At 66.9% G+C, this 16,077-nt stretch carries 17 protein-coding genes; 8 read left to right on the top strand and 9 right to left on the bottom strand.

The annotated features are described in order from the left end of the window. Window positions 1-77: 77 nt before the first annotated feature. The 3 genes from B0I08_RS11525 to B0I08_RS11515 form a co-directional block, all read right to left on the bottom strand. Window positions 78-338, bottom strand: a complete 261-nt coding sequence (locus tag B0I08_RS11525) for a GlsB/YeaQ/YmgE family stress response membrane protein (protein WP_106212999.1) — start codon at window positions 336-338, stop codon at window positions 78-80. 240 nt (window positions 339-578) lie between these two features. Next, window positions 579-1,472: a KPN_02809 family neutral zinc metallopeptidase gene (ypfJ, locus tag B0I08_RS11520; protein WP_106212997.1), complete on the bottom strand. Its 894-nt coding sequence runs from the start codon at window positions 1,470-1,472 to the stop codon at window positions 579-581. Next, complete coding sequence (locus B0I08_RS11515; RefSeq protein ID WP_281260211.1) at window positions 1,469-2,044, bottom strand: MarR family winged helix-turn-helix transcriptional regulator; 576 nt, start codon at window positions 2,042-2,044, stop codon at window positions 1,469-1,471. The genes ypfJ and B0I08_RS11515 overlap by 4 nt, the downstream gene beginning before the upstream one ends. A 66-nt stretch (window positions 2,045-2,110) precedes the next feature. Between B0I08_RS11515 and B0I08_RS11510 the strand changes: the two genes are divergently transcribed. The 3 genes from B0I08_RS11510 to B0I08_RS11500 are packed head-to-tail and all read left to right on the top strand — an operon-like array spanning window position 2,111 to window position 4,359. After that, window positions 2,111-2,935: a tryptophan-rich sensory protein gene (locus B0I08_RS11510; protein ID WP_106212993.1), complete on the top strand. Its 825-nt coding sequence runs from the start codon at window positions 2,111-2,113 to the stop codon at window positions 2,933-2,935. A gap of 46 nt (window positions 2,936-2,981) precedes the next feature. Continuing rightward, window positions 2,982-3,371: a thioredoxin gene (gene trxA / locus B0I08_RS11505; RefSeq protein ID WP_106212991.1), complete on the top strand. Its 390-nt coding sequence runs from the start codon at window positions 2,982-2,984 to the stop codon at window positions 3,369-3,371. Window positions 3,372-3,411: 40 nt separating this feature from the next. Then, window positions 3,412-4,359 carry a siderophore-interacting protein gene (locus B0I08_RS11500; protein ID WP_245884768.1) on the top strand — a complete coding sequence of 316 codons (948 nt, stop codon included), beginning with the start codon at window positions 3,412-3,414 and terminating at the stop codon, window positions 4,357-4,359. 56 nt (window positions 4,360-4,415) lie between these two features. Here the strand turns inward: B0I08_RS11500 and B0I08_RS11495 are convergent, their stop codons facing one another. Together B0I08_RS11495 and recQ are read right to left on the bottom strand one after the other, a co-directional pair. Then, the gene (locus B0I08_RS11495) at window positions 4,416-4,847 is read right to left on the bottom strand and encodes an Ohr family peroxiredoxin (RefSeq protein WP_106212987.1); all 432 of its coding nucleotides are present in this window, start codon (window positions 4,845-4,847) and stop codon (window positions 4,416-4,418) included. Between the two features lie 180 nt (window positions 4,848-5,027). Then, complete coding sequence (gene recQ, locus B0I08_RS11490) at window positions 5,028-6,833, bottom strand: DNA helicase RecQ (RefSeq protein ID WP_106212985.1); 1,806 nt, start codon at window positions 6,831-6,833, stop codon at window positions 5,028-5,030. A gap of 155 nt (window positions 6,834-6,988) precedes the next feature. Here recQ and B0I08_RS11485 point away from each other — a divergent pair, with 155 nt between their 5' ends. The 3 genes from B0I08_RS11485 (at window position 6,989) to B0I08_RS11475 (ending at window position 9,513) form a co-directional block, all read left to right on the top strand. Further along, window positions 6,989-7,771 (top strand): hypothetical protein, encoded by a 783-nt coding sequence (locus B0I08_RS11485; protein WP_146134396.1) that lies wholly within the window; start codon window positions 6,989-6,991, stop codon window positions 7,769-7,771. A 75-nt stretch (window positions 7,772-7,846) separates the two neighbouring features. After that, a complete protein-coding gene (locus tag B0I08_RS11480) occupies window positions 7,847-8,566 on the top strand; it encodes a hypothetical protein (RefSeq protein WP_106212981.1) in 720 nt (239 codons plus the stop codon). A gap of 47 nt (window positions 8,567-8,613) precedes the next feature. Next, window positions 8,614-9,513, top strand: a complete 900-nt coding sequence (locus B0I08_RS11475) for an EamA family transporter (RefSeq protein WP_106212979.1) — start codon at window positions 8,614-8,616, stop codon at window positions 9,511-9,513. Window positions 9,514-9,536: 23 nt separating this feature from the next. Here B0I08_RS11475 and epsC read toward each other — a convergent pair whose 3' ends face one another. The 4 genes from epsC to B0I08_RS11455 all read right to left on the bottom strand — a co-directional run bounded on the left by epsC (window position 9,537) and on the right by B0I08_RS11455 (window position 14,013). Next, a complete protein-coding gene (epsC, locus tag B0I08_RS11470) occupies window positions 9,537-10,115 on the bottom strand; it encodes a serine O-acetyltransferase EpsC (protein WP_106212977.1) in 579 nt (192 codons plus the stop codon). A gap of 39 nt (window positions 10,116-10,154) precedes the next feature. Then, a complete protein-coding gene (cysK, locus tag B0I08_RS11465; RefSeq protein ID WP_106212975.1) occupies window positions 10,155-11,090 on the bottom strand; it encodes a cysteine synthase A in 936 nt (311 codons plus the stop codon). A gap of 145 nt (window positions 11,091-11,235) precedes the next feature. Then, the gene (locus tag B0I08_RS11460) at window positions 11,236-11,661 is read right to left on the bottom strand and encodes a GNAT family acetyltransferase (RefSeq protein WP_106212973.1); all 426 of its coding nucleotides are present in this window, start codon (window positions 11,659-11,661) and stop codon (window positions 11,236-11,238) included. A gap of 132 nt (window positions 11,662-11,793) precedes the next feature. Next, window positions 11,794-14,013: a DEAD/DEAH box helicase gene (locus B0I08_RS11455; RefSeq protein WP_106212971.1), complete on the bottom strand. Its 2,220-nt coding sequence runs from the start codon at window positions 14,011-14,013 to the stop codon at window positions 11,794-11,796. A 247-nt stretch (window positions 14,014-14,260) separates the two neighbouring features. Here B0I08_RS11455 and B0I08_RS11450 point away from each other — a divergent pair, with 247 nt between their 5' ends. Together B0I08_RS11450 and B0I08_RS11445 are read left to right on the top strand one after the other, a co-directional pair. Continuing rightward, on the top strand, window positions 14,261-15,301 hold the full coding sequence (locus B0I08_RS11450; RefSeq protein WP_106212969.1) for an alpha/beta hydrolase: 1,041 nt from the start codon (window positions 14,261-14,263) through the stop codon (window positions 15,299-15,301). After that, window positions 15,301-15,765 (top strand): GNAT family N-acetyltransferase, encoded by a 465-nt coding sequence (locus B0I08_RS11445; RefSeq protein ID WP_106212968.1) that lies wholly within the window; start codon window positions 15,301-15,303, stop codon window positions 15,763-15,765. Before B0I08_RS11450 ends, B0I08_RS11445 begins: the two co-directional genes overlap by 1 nt. Window positions 15,766-16,077 lie beyond the last annotated feature (312 nt).

Here is a 16,077-nt window from a genome sequence, read left to right as displayed (position 1 = left end):
GGGCGGTCCGCGCGCCCTGCGGGTGATACGGAAACGGCGGCACCCCATGGGTGCCGTCGTTGCCGTAGGTGCCGTGGTTAGCGGCGACGCTTGGTGATTGCGCCGTAAACCAGCAGCACGATGATCGAGCCGGCGATAGCGACGAGCCAGGTCTCGATGGAGAAGAACTCTTCGAGGCCAACGCCGAAGATGGCGTTCCCGATGAAGCCACCGAGCAGTGCTCCGACGACACCGAGTACGAGGGTGATGACCCAGCCGCCGCCCTGCTTTCCGGGAAGGATCAGCTTGGCAATGGCGCCGGCGATGAGGCCGAGGAGAAGGAATCCGAAGAAGCCCATGGTGTTACCCCCTGTGTCGCGAACGGGTGTGTTCGCGGTGATTTAAGTGGTGCCCGAACGGATGTCCGGGGCATTCTGCCGGGCTGATTCGACCCGGCGAGCATCAATTTTTCCACACCTGTGTATCAAAAAGCCAATTTGTGCAGCAAGTCGTGTCCCCCACACGGGGGTCGGCGCCCCCGGGAAATCGGCTCGGCGCCCCCTGCCGAGGGGTCCCTCACCGAGGGGGTCAGCGCGCGCCTAAAGCTGGTTGGCGCTCGCGGCGAAGGTGTCGCACGCCGCTGCCCCGTCGCTGTACCCGGCGGTGAACCAGCGCTGGCGTTGCTCGCTTGATCCGTGCGTCCAGCTCTCGGGTGAGACCTGGCCGGAGGTCTGCTGCTGGATGCGGTCATCCCCGATCGCAGATGCCGCGTTCAGCGCGTCACTCAGCTGTGCCTCGGTGATCGGCTCCAGCAGGGTATCGCCGTTGACGTCGCGGGTGGATGTCGCGGAGCCGACCCACGCGCCGGCGTAGCAGTCCGCCTGCAGTTCGAGCCGCACCGCATCGGACGTGGGCCCGGTGTCACTGCGATCGGCGGCTTCGAACGCTCCACTGAGATTCTGCAGATGATGACCCCACTCGTGCGCGACGACGTACAGCTGCGCGAGTGGACCACCGCTGGCGTCAAATTGCGTGCGGAGGGCGTCGTAGAAGGCGGTATCGAGGTAGATGCGCTGGTCTGCCGGGCAGTAGAAGGGCCCGACCGCGCTCGTGGCCGCTCCGCAGCCGGTATCGACCGAGCCGGTGAAGAGCCGGGCGTCCGGCGACGAGTACGAGATGCCGAGCAGTTCGGGTGCCGCGTCCGACCAGTAGTCGTCGAGCGAGTCGTAGGCACCCTGCACCCGGCAGGACACATCGGCGTTGGCATCCGCGCCCGTCTCGCAGTTCTCGAGCGGCTCGCCCTCCTGGCTTGTGCCACTGCCGCCGGTGTCGACCCCGCCGCCTACCAGGCCGGTGAGGTCGAAACCGAGCAGTTGCGACAGCAGCACTATGGCGACCAGGACGAGGCCACCACCGCCCACCGCGAGTCCTGTTCTGCGTCCGGAGCGACGCACTCCCCGGCCGGAAAGCTTGGCATTGTCGTCAAATGTCATGACCCCACGATAGGGGGCAACGCGAGCGAATCGGCGTCTTTTGTCCAGCGATCGCGGGAGGCCGCATGGATGATCTCGAGGAGGGAATACCGCACCAGTTCGGGATCGCCGACGGCAGGGAAGACCTCCGCCTCCAGCGCCCGGGTGGCCTCCAGTGCGGCGTCCCCCTCCGCCGTGCGGGCGATCCGCTGTCGTCGACGGTCGATCGGGTCGGCGGCACGAACAACGTAGCCCGACTTCTCGAGCCGGTCGACCGTGCGCGACATCGTCTGCGTCTCTACCCGTGCGCGGCGAGCCAGCTCGGTCTGTCCCAGCGCTCCCGAGTCGAGCAGGTGCAGGACGATGAGCCCGGCGTGGGTCAGGCCGCGCTCCTCCAGCGCCTGCGCCCAGGCGTGCTCCACCAACCGTGCGGCGGTGGAGAGCAGGCGCCCGATCGGCCAGCTCGCGATCGGGTCAACGGCACTCGGTTCGCCGGCACCCTGGTCGCCGGCACCCTGGTCGCCGGCACCTTGCTCGCCGGCACCTTGGTCGCGCTCGAACGGGCCTGCCGAGCTCTGCATGGGGTCTGTCATCGTCCTCAACCTGGTGTTACGGTGAATTAGTAAGCTAGCTGATAGTAAAGCTTGAAAGGAACAGTCATGGCAACCTCACGCGACACCGTCCGACAAATCGTTGTGCTCCTGAGCGCAATTCTTGCCGTGGTCGGCTCATTTATCGGCTCGGGCGCCGCGGGCGGCACCCCCATCCAGAATGCGTCGGGCGGCGCACTTAGCGCTGACGCGACACCGATCGCGCCCGCGGGCCCGGCCTTCAGCATCTGGTCGGTCATCTATCTGGGGCTCATCGCGTATGCGGTCTGGCAGCTGCTGCCGAGAAACAAATCGGATTCCCGCCAGCGCCAGCTGGGGTACCCGATCGCCGCGTCGCTGGTCCTGAACGCCGCGTGGATCCTCAGCGTGCAATTCGACCTGCTCCCGCTGAGCGTGCCCGTGATCGTCCTCTTGCTCGCCGTCCTCGTATGGACGTTCCGCATCTGCCTGACGACGTCGCCGCGAACCGTGCTGGAGGCGATCGTGGCGGATGGCACGGTCGGCCTCTACCTCGGCTGGGTCTGTGTCGCCACCGCGGCGAACATCACGGCGTGGTTGACCGCCGCCGGATTTGAGGGGTTCGGCATCAGCCAGGACGTCTGGGCGGTGGGAGTCATCCTGTTCGCCGGCGCCATTGGGGTGCTGCTCGCCGTTCGCGGCGCCGGGCGCATCGCCCCCGCGCTCTCGTTGTGCTGGGGGCTCGGCTGGCTCGCCTACGGTCGCGTCACCGGTGACCTCGTCTCGATGCCGGCTGCGGTCGCCGCGATCGTCGCTATCGTCGCGATCGCGTTGGCCACCATCATCCTGCGGCTAAAAGATGAACGCAGTGCTTCGCCCCTGCATCAGCCCGCCGCGGCAACGAATTCCGCCTAGAGCAAACGCTCTGGCACCGCCCAGTTTCGCATCCTAGGCTTGCGGGATGGCTACTCTTACCCTGACAACTGACTCTTTCGAAAAAACCGTTCTCGAGCCCGGGATTGTCCTGGTGGACTTCTGGGCTGACTGGTGCGGACCGTGCAAGCAGTTCGCACCCGTCTATGAAACGGCCAGCGAGGCGAACTCCGACATCACGTTTGGCAAGATCGACACCGAGGCCGAGCAGCAGCTTGCGGCCGCAGCGGGCATCACCTCCATCCCGACGCTTATGGCGTTCCGCGATGGCGTGCTGGTGTTCTCGCAGCCCGGCGCCCTCCCCGCTCCCGCGCTCAACCAGGTGATCGACGCCGTGCGCGGACTCGACATGGAGCAGGTGCAGCGGGATGTCGCGGCGCAGCGCGCGGCGGCGGCCACGACCGCGCCTGCCGAGTAGCGCCCTGCGTGAACGACTCTCTTCGTCGGTGGCGCCTTCAGTGAGTGGCGCCCTGAGTAATCCCCCGGCGGGTGACGTGGCCGATCCCACGGTGCGCTCTCCGCGTCGAACCCCGTCGGCGCAACACGTCTTCGTCGTTGACCGTTCCGAGAGCCTGAGCCCGCACCTGGTGCGCGTCCACTTGGGCGGATCGGGTTTCGAGACCTTCGTGCAGGGTGCGCACCCCGACCGCCTCGCGGCGACGGACAAGTACGTGAAGCTGTACTTCGCGCGTGCAGACCTGAGACTGGTGCCGCCGTACGATCTCGACGAGCTGCGCGCGGCCTTGCCACCCGACGACCTTCCCGTCCTGCGGACCTATACGGTACGCAGCGTGGACCACTCGGCCCGCACCATCGCCATCGACTTTGTTGTGCACGGGGACGAGGGTGTAGCAGGACCCTGGGCTGCGTCCACCCAGCCGGGTGACCTGATCGCGATGTCCTCCCCCGGCGGCATGTACTCCCCCGATCCCGACCCCGCGGTCGAGCACCTCCTGCTGGGCGACGACTCGGCGATTCCGGCCATCGCGGCTGCGCTTGAGGCGATGCCCACTGAGGCCCGCGGACTGGCCATCATCGAGGTGACGAGTTCCGCAGACGAGATACCGCTCACGCACCCCGCCGACGTCACGCTGCGCTGGGTGCACCGCGTGCCCAGCGGTCGGCACGTGGCGGTGCGGCCGGCCGACGTAGCGGCGCCGCACGCCGAGATACCCGGCACCGTGCTCGTTGCGGCCGTGCGTGATCTGCCCGCCCCGACGTCGCCCGTACAGGTCTTCGCGCACGGCGAGCGAGGCGCGATGAATGCGCTGCGTGCGGTTCTACAGGATGAGTGGGGAATCGCCCGTAAAGCGATGTCGCTGTCGGCCTACTGGGCGCTGGGCCGCGCGGAGGATCGCTTCCAGGCGGAGAAGCGCGAGCCGGTCGGGCAGATTTTCGCCGACTGAGTTGCGAGCTGGCGCGGAGTGCCGGCGCCAGCTCGCAGTTGCGCAAGCGCGCGGGACTAGTCCTCGTCGGTGATGAGGTTCAGCTTGACGGGAATGTTGCCGCGCGTGGCGCGCGAGTACGGGCACACGTTGTGCGCGGCCTCGAGCAGCTCCTGGCCCACAACCGGGTCAATGCCGGGGATCTGGGCGTTGATCGTGACCTCGAAGTCGAAGCCAGCCGACATACCACCGACCACGTTCACCTCGAGCGTGACGGCCGAGTCGGTCATGTCGACCTTCTTGGAGCGGGCGATCGCCTTCATCGCGTTGTGGAAGCACGCCGCCCAACCGCTGGCGAAAAGCTGCTCCGGGTTGGTTCCCGGACCGCCGTTGCCACCCATTTCCTTCGGGATCGACAGGTCGAGGTTGACCCGATCGTCGGTGGTGACGACCTTGCCCTCGCGTCCACCCCAGGACGTGGCTGCAGCGGTGTAGATGGCGTTGCTCATGGTTCTCTTCTCTCCGTGGAACGGCCGCGTGGCACAACTGCCCGCGTGTCATCCACCCTAGTTGCTTCGTATTTGAAACAACTGCGCGACAGCTGTGGAAATTCCCGGCGGGGCCACGACGGCGGCCAGTCAGCCGGCCTCGGCGCGGCGCGTCAGCCGGCGTCAGCCGGCGGCAGCGCGTCAGCCGGCGGCAGCTACGACTTCGAGGATCTGCTCCCCGTACGCGTCGAGCTTCTTCTCGCCGACACCGCTGATGCCGCCGAGTTCGGCCACGCTCTCGGGGCGGGACAGCGCGATGCCTCGCAGCGTGGCATCCCCGAACACAATGTAGGCAGGAACACCCTGGTCCCGCGCCGTCGCCGCCCGCCATTCGCGGAGTTTCTCGAACAGGCCGGTGGCCTCGGCGGGCAGGTCTGAGGCAATGGCGGACTTCTTGGGTCCGCGCACGGCCCGCTCGGCCTCGCGACGCAGCAGCACCCGACGGCTGCCACCGAGCACCGCCGCACTCTCGTCGGTGATCACCAGAGTGCCGTAGCCGTCGCCGTGCACCGCGAGCAGTCCCTGCGCGAGAAGTTGGCGCACGACTCCCCGCCACTCCTGTTCGCTGAGATCCGCCCCGATGCCGAAGGTCGAGATGCTGTCGTGGCCCTGCTCCGTCATTCGGGGCGTGCGCTTGCCCAGCAGGATGTCGATCAGGTGACCCGCGCCAAAGCGCTGGTTGCGTTCGCGTTGCAGTCGCACCACGGTCGAGAGCAGCTTCTGGGCGGGGACGGTGCCGTCCCATCCCTCGGGCGGACTGAGGCAGGTGTCGCAATTGCCGCAGGCGGTGGATGTCTCGCCGAAGTACGCCAACAGCTGCACGCGACGACACTGCAGCGTTTCACACAACGCCAGCATCGCGTCGAGGTGTTGGCCGAGACGCTGGCGGTGGGCCCGGTCACCCTCGCTCTGGTCGATCATGCGCCGCTGCTGCACGACATCCTGCAGCCCGTACGCGAGCCATGCGGTCGAGGGCAACCCATCACGACCGGCCCGGCCGGTCTCCTGGTAGTACCCCTCGACACTCTTGGGCAGATCGAGGTGTGCAACGAATCTCACGTCGGGCTTATCGATGCCCATACCAAATGCGATGGTCGCGACCATCACGATTCCGTCCTCGCGGAGAAAACGGGACTGGTTGCGGGAGCGCACGGCGGCATCGAGCCCCGCGTGATACGGCAGCGCGGGAATGCCCTGCTCAACCAGAAACTGGGCCGTCTTCTCCACCGACGCGCGGGACAGGCAGTAGACGATGCCGGCGTCACCCGGGTGTTCTGTGCGGAGCAGCTGGAGCAACTGCTGGAGCGGCTGGTTCTTCGTCTCGATGCGGTACTGGATGTTCGGCCGGTCGAAGCTGGAGACGAAGTGGCGTGCCTCACCGAGCTCGAGCCTGCGGCTGATCTCCTGATGCGTCAGCTCGGTCGCCGTCGCGGTCAGTGCGATGCGCGGCACCGACGGCCAGCGCTCGTGCAGCACCGACAGTTGCAGGTAGTCAGGCCGGAAGTCGTGGCCCCACTGCGACACACAGTGTGCCTCGTCGATCGCGAAGAGCGCGATCGTGCCCCGGTTGAGCAACTCGGAGGTCGACTCGATCTTCAGCCGCTCCGGAGCGAGGTACAGCAGGTCGAGCTCGCCGGCGACGTACGCTGCCTCGACCCGACGGCGCTCGGTGACGTCTTGGGTGGAGTTGAGGAACGCCGCACGCACGCCCACTGCCGACAAGGCATCCACCTGGTCCTGCATCAAGGCAATCAGCGGTGAGATGACCACCCCGGTGCCCTCCCGCACCAAAGCCGGAATCTGGTAACAGAGCGACTTGCCGCCGCCGGTGGGCATCAGCACCAGGGCATCGCCACCCGCGATCACGTGGTCAATGATTTCGGCCTGTTGGTTGCGGAAAGCGTCGTAGCCGAACGTTTTCTCGAGTACGGAAAGCGCCGGGGTCATAACAGTCGAGTTTACGGACAGCGCGGCGCCCGCGCCGGTCTTCTCCGATTATGTGGAGAGATCAGAGCAGCACCGCGGCCGCCATCAGTGACCGTGATGGACCCGAGATTCTGGCGCATATCGAAATCGACGCCCACGGCTTCATAATGTGGATTATGTTCACTTTCTCGCGCGGCTGCGCGGCTCTCGCCACCGTCCTCCTCCTCAGCCTCACCGGGTGTGCGCCCGCCGACACCGCCAGCGCCGGAGATCTCACCACGACTCCCCGCGCCACGACCAGCGCAACTCCGACGAAGTCAGCCACGACGACACCAACGGCGCCAGCAACCCCCGCAGTCCCGGCAGTTTCGGCGCCACCCGCAGATTCAGTTCCGCCGATCGAGTCCCTAATCGTTTCCGCGGACGGGCTCGGGCCCATCACCCTGGGGTCGTCGTGGGAACCAGAGAACGCCGATACCGCGATCGCGAGGTGGAACCCGACCTACTGCCTTGACCGGGGCCTGGCCGAGGACAAAGGCGCGCCAGAGGGCGGGTGGGAGGCGAACTACCAGGACGTAGCGACACCGGCAGGGAGCAGTTTGCGCAAGCCGTTTGTCCTTTCGGGAACGGCACCGGACTCCATCACCTCCGTCCTGGTCTACTCCGCCGACATCACCACCCCCGAGGGCATCCACGTAGGCAGCTCTCGCGAGGAGGTTTTGGCCGCGTATCCGACATTCGACCAGGTCACGCCCGGCACCATGGCGGACGTCTATGTGATCAACGGCACGCACGGGCGTCTGGTGATCGAGGTCGCCGCCGCGATCACCGACGCGGGTCCCGGCGACTGGGCGCCCGGGGTAGAAAACACCGTGCTGTGGATGCGGGTGGCACCGCTGAACGACCAGCCCGTTGGCTCACTGGCGGGGTCTGATTCCGGCGGAAACTGCTGGGTATAACGGAGGCGCGTACCGTGATGCGAACGAGATGTGTACCGCTGTTGCATCCCGCATCAGAGATTCATACTGGCTCGTATGTCCTCCATCGCGCGCGGACCCGTGGGGCTCGTCGCCATTGTCATTCTTTGCCTCTCGGGGTGTTCCCTGCTCGAGCGGATTGACACCTCACCGCTCGATCCGGGCGGCGTGCACTCCCCCGCTTCACCGACGGCTCCGGCTCCGATCCCTCCGGTGACGTCACTCACGGTCACGCCCGAGGGCCTCGGCCCTCTGGCGATAGGATCGCCCGTTCCGCCGCCCAGCGCCGCGCCGATCGTCAGCTGGGACGCCACTTACTGTGTGGGAGATGCGACGGGGGCGGTTGAGGGCGATCCGTTCTCCGGGGCGTGGCTACCCACCGGCCCGGATGCCATGTCGCCTGCGCTCGGCGAACGGCCACCGTTCTATCTGCTCACGGCCGACGGGCTGCGCGACGGACCCGTGCGCGAAATCAATGTGTGGAGTCCAGACATCCGCACCATCGAGGGCATCCGCGCGGGCGATTCCCGGGAGCAACTCACCGCTACCTACGCGAGGTTCGACGAGATTGCCGAGGGCGTACTTAGCGATGTCTTCGCGCTCGACGGAGTGAACGGGCGCCTGCTGTTCGAGGTGGCCAGAGAGTCGGAACATCCCGAACTGGCCGGGTACTGGGGATCGGCCGTGGACACCGTGGTGTGGATGCGCGTCGTTTCTGTTGATAGCCCCGCCTCCGCGATTGCGGCCAGCGACGCGGGAGGTCCGTGCGTGCTCTGAGCCCGGTGACCGGTACCGTTGGGCGAGGTATCCGGAAGAGGTAGTGCATGTTCCCCGTCGCGGTAGGAATCGTGAGCGCCCTGATCTTTGGCGCAGCGGACTTTCTCGGGGGTCTCGGGTCCAAACGCATCAGCCCGATCCGGGTGACGGCGGTCGCCGGAGCCGCCGGACTGGTCGTGCTGCTTCTCGCGTATCCGGTCATCGGTGGTGCGTGGTCACCCGAGACGATCGTGCTTGGGGCTTTGTCCGGGATGTCGGGAGCGCTAGCGATCTCACTGCTCTACGCATGCCTCGCCGTAGGACCGATGAGCATCCTCTCGCCGCTGACGGCGCTGGTCTCCGCCATTGTTCCGCTTACCGTCGGGTTGGCGCAGGGCGAGCAGCTTGGTTCGCTCGGGTATGTCGCAATCGGCTGTGCCCTCGTCGCGGTGGTTCTGGTCGGGTTTGTGCGTGAGAAAAACGCCGTGCGGCCAACGCTTCGCGGGATCCTGATGGCGATCGGCTCCGGGACGATGATCGGGCTGTTTCTGGTCATCATCGATCTGACGCCGGCCGACTCCGGGATCGTGCCGCTGATCGTCAACCGCGCCGTGAACTCCGCGCTGATGTTCGCGACGGTGGGCGTCCTGTTCCTCTGGGCGCGACGCCGTCGTGGCGGGCGGGCGGGCGGTGACCCCTATGTCGACGAGTATGTGTCGGACGGCCGCGGCTGGCGACCCGGGCTTCAGTTTGCGATCGCCTGCGGAATCGTTGATGCGGTCGCCAACGCGGGACTGTTGTGGGGGCTCCGCATCGGCGAACTGTCCGTGATGTCGGTGCTCACGGCGCTTTACCCGGCAGGGACGATCATCCTCGCCGCGGTGGTACTGAAGGAACGCATCGCGGTGGTGCAGTACGTCGGCCTGGTGCTCGCGGTGGCCGCGGGCGCCATGTTCGCCCTGGCATAACCCGGCTGAGGCCGCGGCCGGGCTCAGATGTTGTACATCGCCGGGTCAGCAAAAAATGCGGTGTCCGGCGCCGGCGACCCGGGCGACCGGGGGGTTGCCACAGCAGGAACCCCGACCAGGCGCGAGTACGCTGGCGCGTCGCGAACTACGACGGCGTTCGCGCCGACGACCGAGTGCGCACCGATCGAGACCGGCCCGATGATCTTGGCGCCGGCGCCCACCACAACACCATCACCCAACGTGGGGTGGCGCTTTTCGTGCAGCATCGTGCGGCCGCCGAGGGTGACCGAGTGATACAACATCACATCATCGCCGATAACCGCGGTCTCGCCGATCACCACGCCCATTCCGTGGTCGATGAAAAAGCGTCGCCCGATAGTCGCTGCCGGGTGGATCTCCACCCCGGTGAGAAAACGGATGAGTTGCGAAAGCACACGCGCGGGCAGGTATGCGCGGCGGGCCCACAGGCGATGGGTGAGCCTATAGCCCCAGATCGCGTGCAGCCCGGAATAGGCAAGCACTACTTCCGCGCGTGACCGCGCCGCCGGATCTCTCCTGCGCGCGTTCGCGATGTCTTCCCGGGCGCGGGAGAAAAACGCCATCGTCAGTTAGTCCGCCAGCTCTCTTCGTCCGCAGCTCTTCTACTCCGCCAGGTCTTCGTAGAGAACCGTGCTGAGGTACCGCTCGCCGAAGCTCGCAACGATCACCACGATCGTCTTGCCGGCGTTCTCGGGACGCGCGGCAAGCTCGAGCGCGGCGGTAACCGTGGCGCCCGACGAGATGCCCGCAAGGATTCCCTCTTCAGCTGCGAGACGACGAGCCATCTCCACCGACTGGGTGATGTTGACGTCGATGACCTCGTTGTAGACCTCACGGTCGAGAACCTCGGGCACGAAGTTGGCGCCGATGCCCTGGATCTTATGTGGGCCGGGAGCGCCGCCGTTGAGGATCGGGGACTCGGCGGGCTCGACGGCGACAACCTCGAGCGAGGGCTTCTGTTCCTTGAGGTACTTTCCTGCGCCCGTGATGGTGCCGCCGGTGCCGATGCCCGAGACGAAGATGTCGACGGCGCCGTCGGTGTCTTCCCAGATTTCGGGCCCGGTGGTCGCGCGGTGGATTGCCGGGTTCGCCTCGTTGGCGAACTGCTTCGCCAGGACTGCCCCCGGCGTGTTGGCCACGATCTCTGCGGCAGCCTCGACGGCGCCGCGCATTCCGGCGGCCCCCGGGGTCAACACCAGCTCCGCGCCGTAGGCGCGCAGCAGCACCTTGCGCTCGCGGCTCATGGTCTCGGGCATCGTGAGGATGACCTTGTAGCCGCGGGCCGCGCCCACCATGGCGAGTGCGATCCCGGTGTTGCCGCTGGTTCCCTCGACGATGGTGCCGCCGGGCTTCAGCTCGCCCGACTTCTCGGCGGCGTCCACAATCGCGACACCGAGACGGTCCTTGACGCTGGCGGACGGGTTGTAGAACTCCAGCTTCGCGAGCACCGTCGCGCCGAGGCCGTCGGCCACTGAGTTGAGTCGCACCAGCGGGGTGTGGCCAAAGATTTCCGTGATGTCGTTATAGATACGTGCCATGAGAGGAACACCTTCGTCGTCGTCGGGTCACAAAAGTTAAGTTGGGTCGTGCACAAGGATGCCGGGCCAGACCAGGCCCGGGATCACCCGTTCAGCCTCAGCCTAGAACGCTACGTGCCCTCATATATTCCTGCATGACGCCGGCTTACGGCAACAGGTCGGGAATCAACCGCTTACCCATGCTGACGGCCTGGTCCTCGACGTACCCAAGACTGCGGTAAAACGCCATCACGGGTTCATTGCCGGCCCGCACCTGAAGGTTCACTTTGGGGCACCCCCGCTCCAGGAGCAGCGTCTCGGCGTGGTCCATCAGCGCGCGGCCGCAGCCCGCACCCTGGTGTCCCGGCGCGACCGCCAGGTAGTACACCCAGCCACGGTGGCCGTCGAAACCGACCATCGCCGTGGCTACAACCGTGGCATCCACCTCACCAACCAGGAACAGTTCCGGTTGTTCGGATAATTTACGGTGGATGTCTCGGCGCGGGTCATTCCACGGACGCACCAGCCCGCAATCGTGCCAGAGCTGCACAACGGGTTCGGTATCGGCGGGGTCAAAGGCGCGGATCAGCATTCCCCCATCGTGCAGCCATCGGGCCAGCATCGCCAAACTGCGGACCCCGGGGTTAACGCCGAACGGCGCCAACCCCAGGGGGCGAGCGCCGTTCGGTGAAGCGGGTGTTGCCGTGCACAGCTGGTGCAGGTGTTACAGGGCGGCGAGGTCGCGGATCAGGTTGTCGCCGGGGGCCGCGTTGGACACCGTGGCCTTGATCTCGGCGCGCTGCAGGAGCTCGTCCATGCGACGGCGACGCGCCTTGCTGACGAGAGTCACGACCGTGCCCTGCTTGCCGGCGCGGCCCGTACGGCCCGAGCGGTGCAGGTAGGTCTTGTACTCGTCGGGTGCATCTGCCTGGATCACGAGGGTGATGTCATCTACGTGGATGCCGCGTGCCGCAACATCCGTCGCAACCATCACACTGACGCGGCCACTGGTGAGCAGCTGCAGGTTACGGGTACGGCGCGACTGGTTGAGGTCACCGTGGAGGCTGGTTGCGCCGATGCCGGCGTCTTCCAGCTGCTCGGCGAGCTGCTCGGCGAAGGCACGGGTGCGGGCGAAGACCAGGGTCTTGCCGTTGGTGCCGGAGGCGAGCTCCTCGATGATGCGGGTCTTGTCGCGCTGCTCGATGAGGAGCACACGGTGGTCGATCGTCGAGGAGGCCTGGTCTTCACCGGCAACCTCGTGCACCGCGGGGTTCTTGAGGAACTGCTTGACGAGGGTGGCGACACCCTTGTCGAGGGTCGCGGAGAACAGGAGGCGCTGGCTGTCGGCCTTGGTCTCGTTCAGGATGCGCTGGACGGGCTCGAGGAACCCGAGGTCGCACATGTGGTCGGCCTCGTCGAGGACGGTCACGACGACCTGGCTGAGGTCGAGCTTGCCCTGGGCGATGAGGTCTTCGATGCGGCCGGGGGTACCGACGATGATGTCGACGCCGCGCTGGAGCGCGCTGACCTGCTTGTACTGGGGAACTCCGCCGTAGATCTGGGTGGTGAAGAGTCCAACGCTGCGGGCGATCGGCTGCACGGTGCGGTCGATCTGCAGAGCGAGCTCGCGGGTGGGGGCGAGGATCAGCGCGCGGGGCTTGCGGCCGATCTGACGGTCCTTGCCACCGTTGTTCTCCATCAGGCGCTCAACGAGAGGCGCACCGAAGGCGATGGTCTTGCCGGAGCCGGTCTTGCCGCGGCCGAGCACATCCTTGCCGGCGAGAACGTCGGGGATGGTCGCAGCCTGGATCGGGAAGGGGCTCGGGGCGCCCATCTCGTTCAGCTGGCGGACGATGTTGGCGCCGAGGCCGAGGTCACCGAAGGTGACACCCTCAACGTCGACTGCCTGGATGGCGTCGGCCTCGAGGCGCTCGAGCACAACGTCGTCCTGCGGTGCGAAGGACTTGGTGCCGGCGTCGCGGTTCGGGTAGAAGTCGCTGGTGCGACGCTCGGGACGCTCGCTGAAGTCGCGGCGGGCCGGACGGTCACCGTACGAAGGACGCTCGGTGCGGGCGCCGCGGTCGTTGCGGTCGGAGTAGGAGGTGCGCTCGTTGCGGTCGCTCGTCGCGGGGCGGTCGCCGTACGACGGGCGCTCGGTGCGGGCCGGGCGGTCGTACGAGGGGCGCTCGGTGCGGGCATTGCGGTCGCTGCGGTCGCGGTCACGGTCGCCGTAGGCGGAGGTGCGCTCGTTGCGGTCGCTCGTCGCGGGACGGTCACCGTAGGAAGGACGCTCGGTGCGGGCGGGGCGGTCGCCGTAGGCGGGACGGTCGGAGGTGCTGCGGGCGGGGCGGTCGCCGTAGGCGGGACGGTCGGAGGTGCTGCGGGCGGGGCGGTCGCCGTACGAAGGACGGTCCGAGTTGCTGCGGGCCGGACGGTCACCGTACGAGGGACGCTCGCTGTTGCCACGGGCCGGACGGTCACCATAGGAGGGACGGTCCGAGTTGCCACGGGCCGGGCGGTCGCCGTACGAGGGACGGTCCGAGTTCGAGCGGGCCGGACGGTCGCCGTAGGAGGGGCGATCCGTGTTGCTGCGCTGCGGGCGGTCACCGTAGGAGGGACGCTCGCTGTTGCCACGGGCAGGACGGTCCGTGTTGCCGTAGGAGGGACGCTCACCGCGGGGAGCGTAAGCCGGCTTTTCGCGGGGCTCCCAGTTGGGGCGACGGTCGTTGGTTGCCGGACGGCCACCATCAGCGTCGCGGCCGCGGAACGGCTTGCGGTCGCCGGCCGGAGCCGCGCTGCGATCGGAGGAGGTCCAGCGCTGCTTGCCTGCACCGGCGCCGCCCTCGGTGGGACGGTTACCGCGGTAACCGGGAGTCTTGCCTGCACCCTTCGAGGCGGAGTATCCACCGTCGCGCTTGGGAGCAGATTTGTTGTATTCAGACATAGTTCTTTCCGGGTTATAAATCAGTGCATGAGAATGCGATGCAGCTACCAATGCGCTGCGCACTACTGAACCCGGGCAATCTTTGACCGGGACCGTCACATACAATCGTGTGATCATGCCAGCGGAGTAGCTGGCAATCCGGCCCCTAAGACTTACAAACCCACACGCGAGATCTCGCGCTGTCTTGAGCCGACTTGCCAACGTTACTCCATAGCGTGTTAAAACGCGAGACATACCCCAGGGAAACATGCGCCCGAGAATCCGCCGCGGCCTCCGCCCAGCGCTCGGTGCCAGCGGCCTCGTTACCGTGCTGGTCCTCGCTACCGCGCTGGTACTGAGCGGCTGCGCGCTCACCGGCAGCGAGTCGGAAACCGTATCGCCGACGGGCACGCTGTCCCCGATTCTGCTGGAGTACCCCACCATCGACGTGGTCGAGGACGTGCAGTACGGAACCGCCGACGGCGTGCCCCTCCTGCTGGACGTGTGCCTTCCGGAAGACGACTCCGACACAGCGTCGTCGACCAGTTCGCCGACCGCGTCACCCCCGCCCGTGGCATCCGCCCTCAAACCGCGCGCGGCGATCGTCTCGATCCACGGCGGAAGCTGGGCGCACGGCGACAAGTCGAACGTCAACTGGCGAAGCGTCTGCCAGTGGTTGGCGTCGGAGGGGTACGTGGCGGTGTCCCTGAACTACCGGCTCGCCCCGGCATCCACCTATCCGGCGCAAATCCGGGATGTGCGCGAGGCCGTGCGGTGGCTGCGCGAGGACGAGCAGGTCGAGCAGTACTCGATCGACCCGACGCTGATCGGCGCCTTCGGGGGCTCGGCCGGGGGAAACCTGGCAGCGCTGCTCGGCACCACGGGCACCGGTGCGCTCGACTCGGGCGCGCGGGTCGCCGCGGTCGCCGAACTGAGCGGGCCCTCCGACATCACAGAAGAGGGGCGAGAGCTCGGCGGGCTGGTTCCCGAGTTCGAGCAACTTGAGCTGGACTACCTCGGCTGCGAGACCTTGGTGAACTGCCCGACATCCCGCGCCGCATCGCCGCTCTATCAGGTGGATTCCAGCGATCCGCCGTTCTTCGTCGGGCACTCCATCGACGAGCGAATCCCCGTCGAACAATCCGAGGCGTTCGTGGAGGAGCTGCGCGACGCCGGAGTCGACACCACCTTCGTCACCGTCGAGGGCACCCGGCACTCGATCGCGATGCTGGACGAGGAGATGCGCGACCGCATCGCGGAGTTCTTCGCAAAAGAGTTGGCGACCGAGGCAGTAGGTATTGTTCCTTGATGCCCATCACCGTTGCGATCGAACCACCCCGCCAGGCCGCCGTGCTCGAGCTGCTCCGCCACAGCGACGAATACGCCTTCGCTCTCTACCCCGCGGACAGCTGCTACCTGCTCGACATCACCGAACTCGAAGCGCCCCACGTCTCCGTTTTTGTGGGGAGGCGGGATGCCACGGTCGCCGGCATCGCCGCACTCGTGCTTCACGGCAGCGGTACGGGCATCGCCGAGCTGAAGCGACTGTTCGTGGCGGACTCGGCCCGGGGCCACGGGGTGGCGGGCACGATCCTGCAGGCGCTCGAGGAGCACGCGGCCGCCGCCGGTATCGCGCAGCTTCGACTCGAGACCGGCGCCCTCCAGCCGGAGGCCATCGCGCTCTACGAGAAGCGCGGCTACCGGCACGTCCCGCGGTTCGGCCAGTACGTCAACGACGAGCTCAGCGTCTGTATGGAGAAAACGCTCGCCTAGCTCGTGCGGCTCAGTGCCTTGACGGTGGATGTCGGGCGGGCGGATGTCTCGGCGGGTGGATGTCGGTCGGGCGGGCGGTCGCGGTGCTGCTGACCGAGACGGTGCCCGCCGAAAGGCCAGTTGTCGACGTGCCCAGTTGCCCAGCGGGCAGCTATCGACTTCTGCCGATACCGACCGGACAGCAAACGAGCGCCTAGACGAGAAAAAGCGACGGAACCGGGCGTTGTCAAGCTGTGTGGAGTCAGTGGGGTTAGTTGGTGCCGGTTTTTTCGGGGAGATGGTTGATTCCGACGATGCCGGCGGGTGCGGGTG

The sequence above is a fragment of the Glaciihabitans tibetensis genome (assembly GCF_003003265.1).
GTDB classification, from domain to species: domain Bacteria; phylum Actinomycetota; class Actinomycetes; order Actinomycetales; family Microbacteriaceae; genus Glaciihabitans; species Glaciihabitans tibetensis.
Note: the sequence above shows the minus strand (reverse complement) of the source record. Positions and strands in the feature narration are given on the sequence as shown.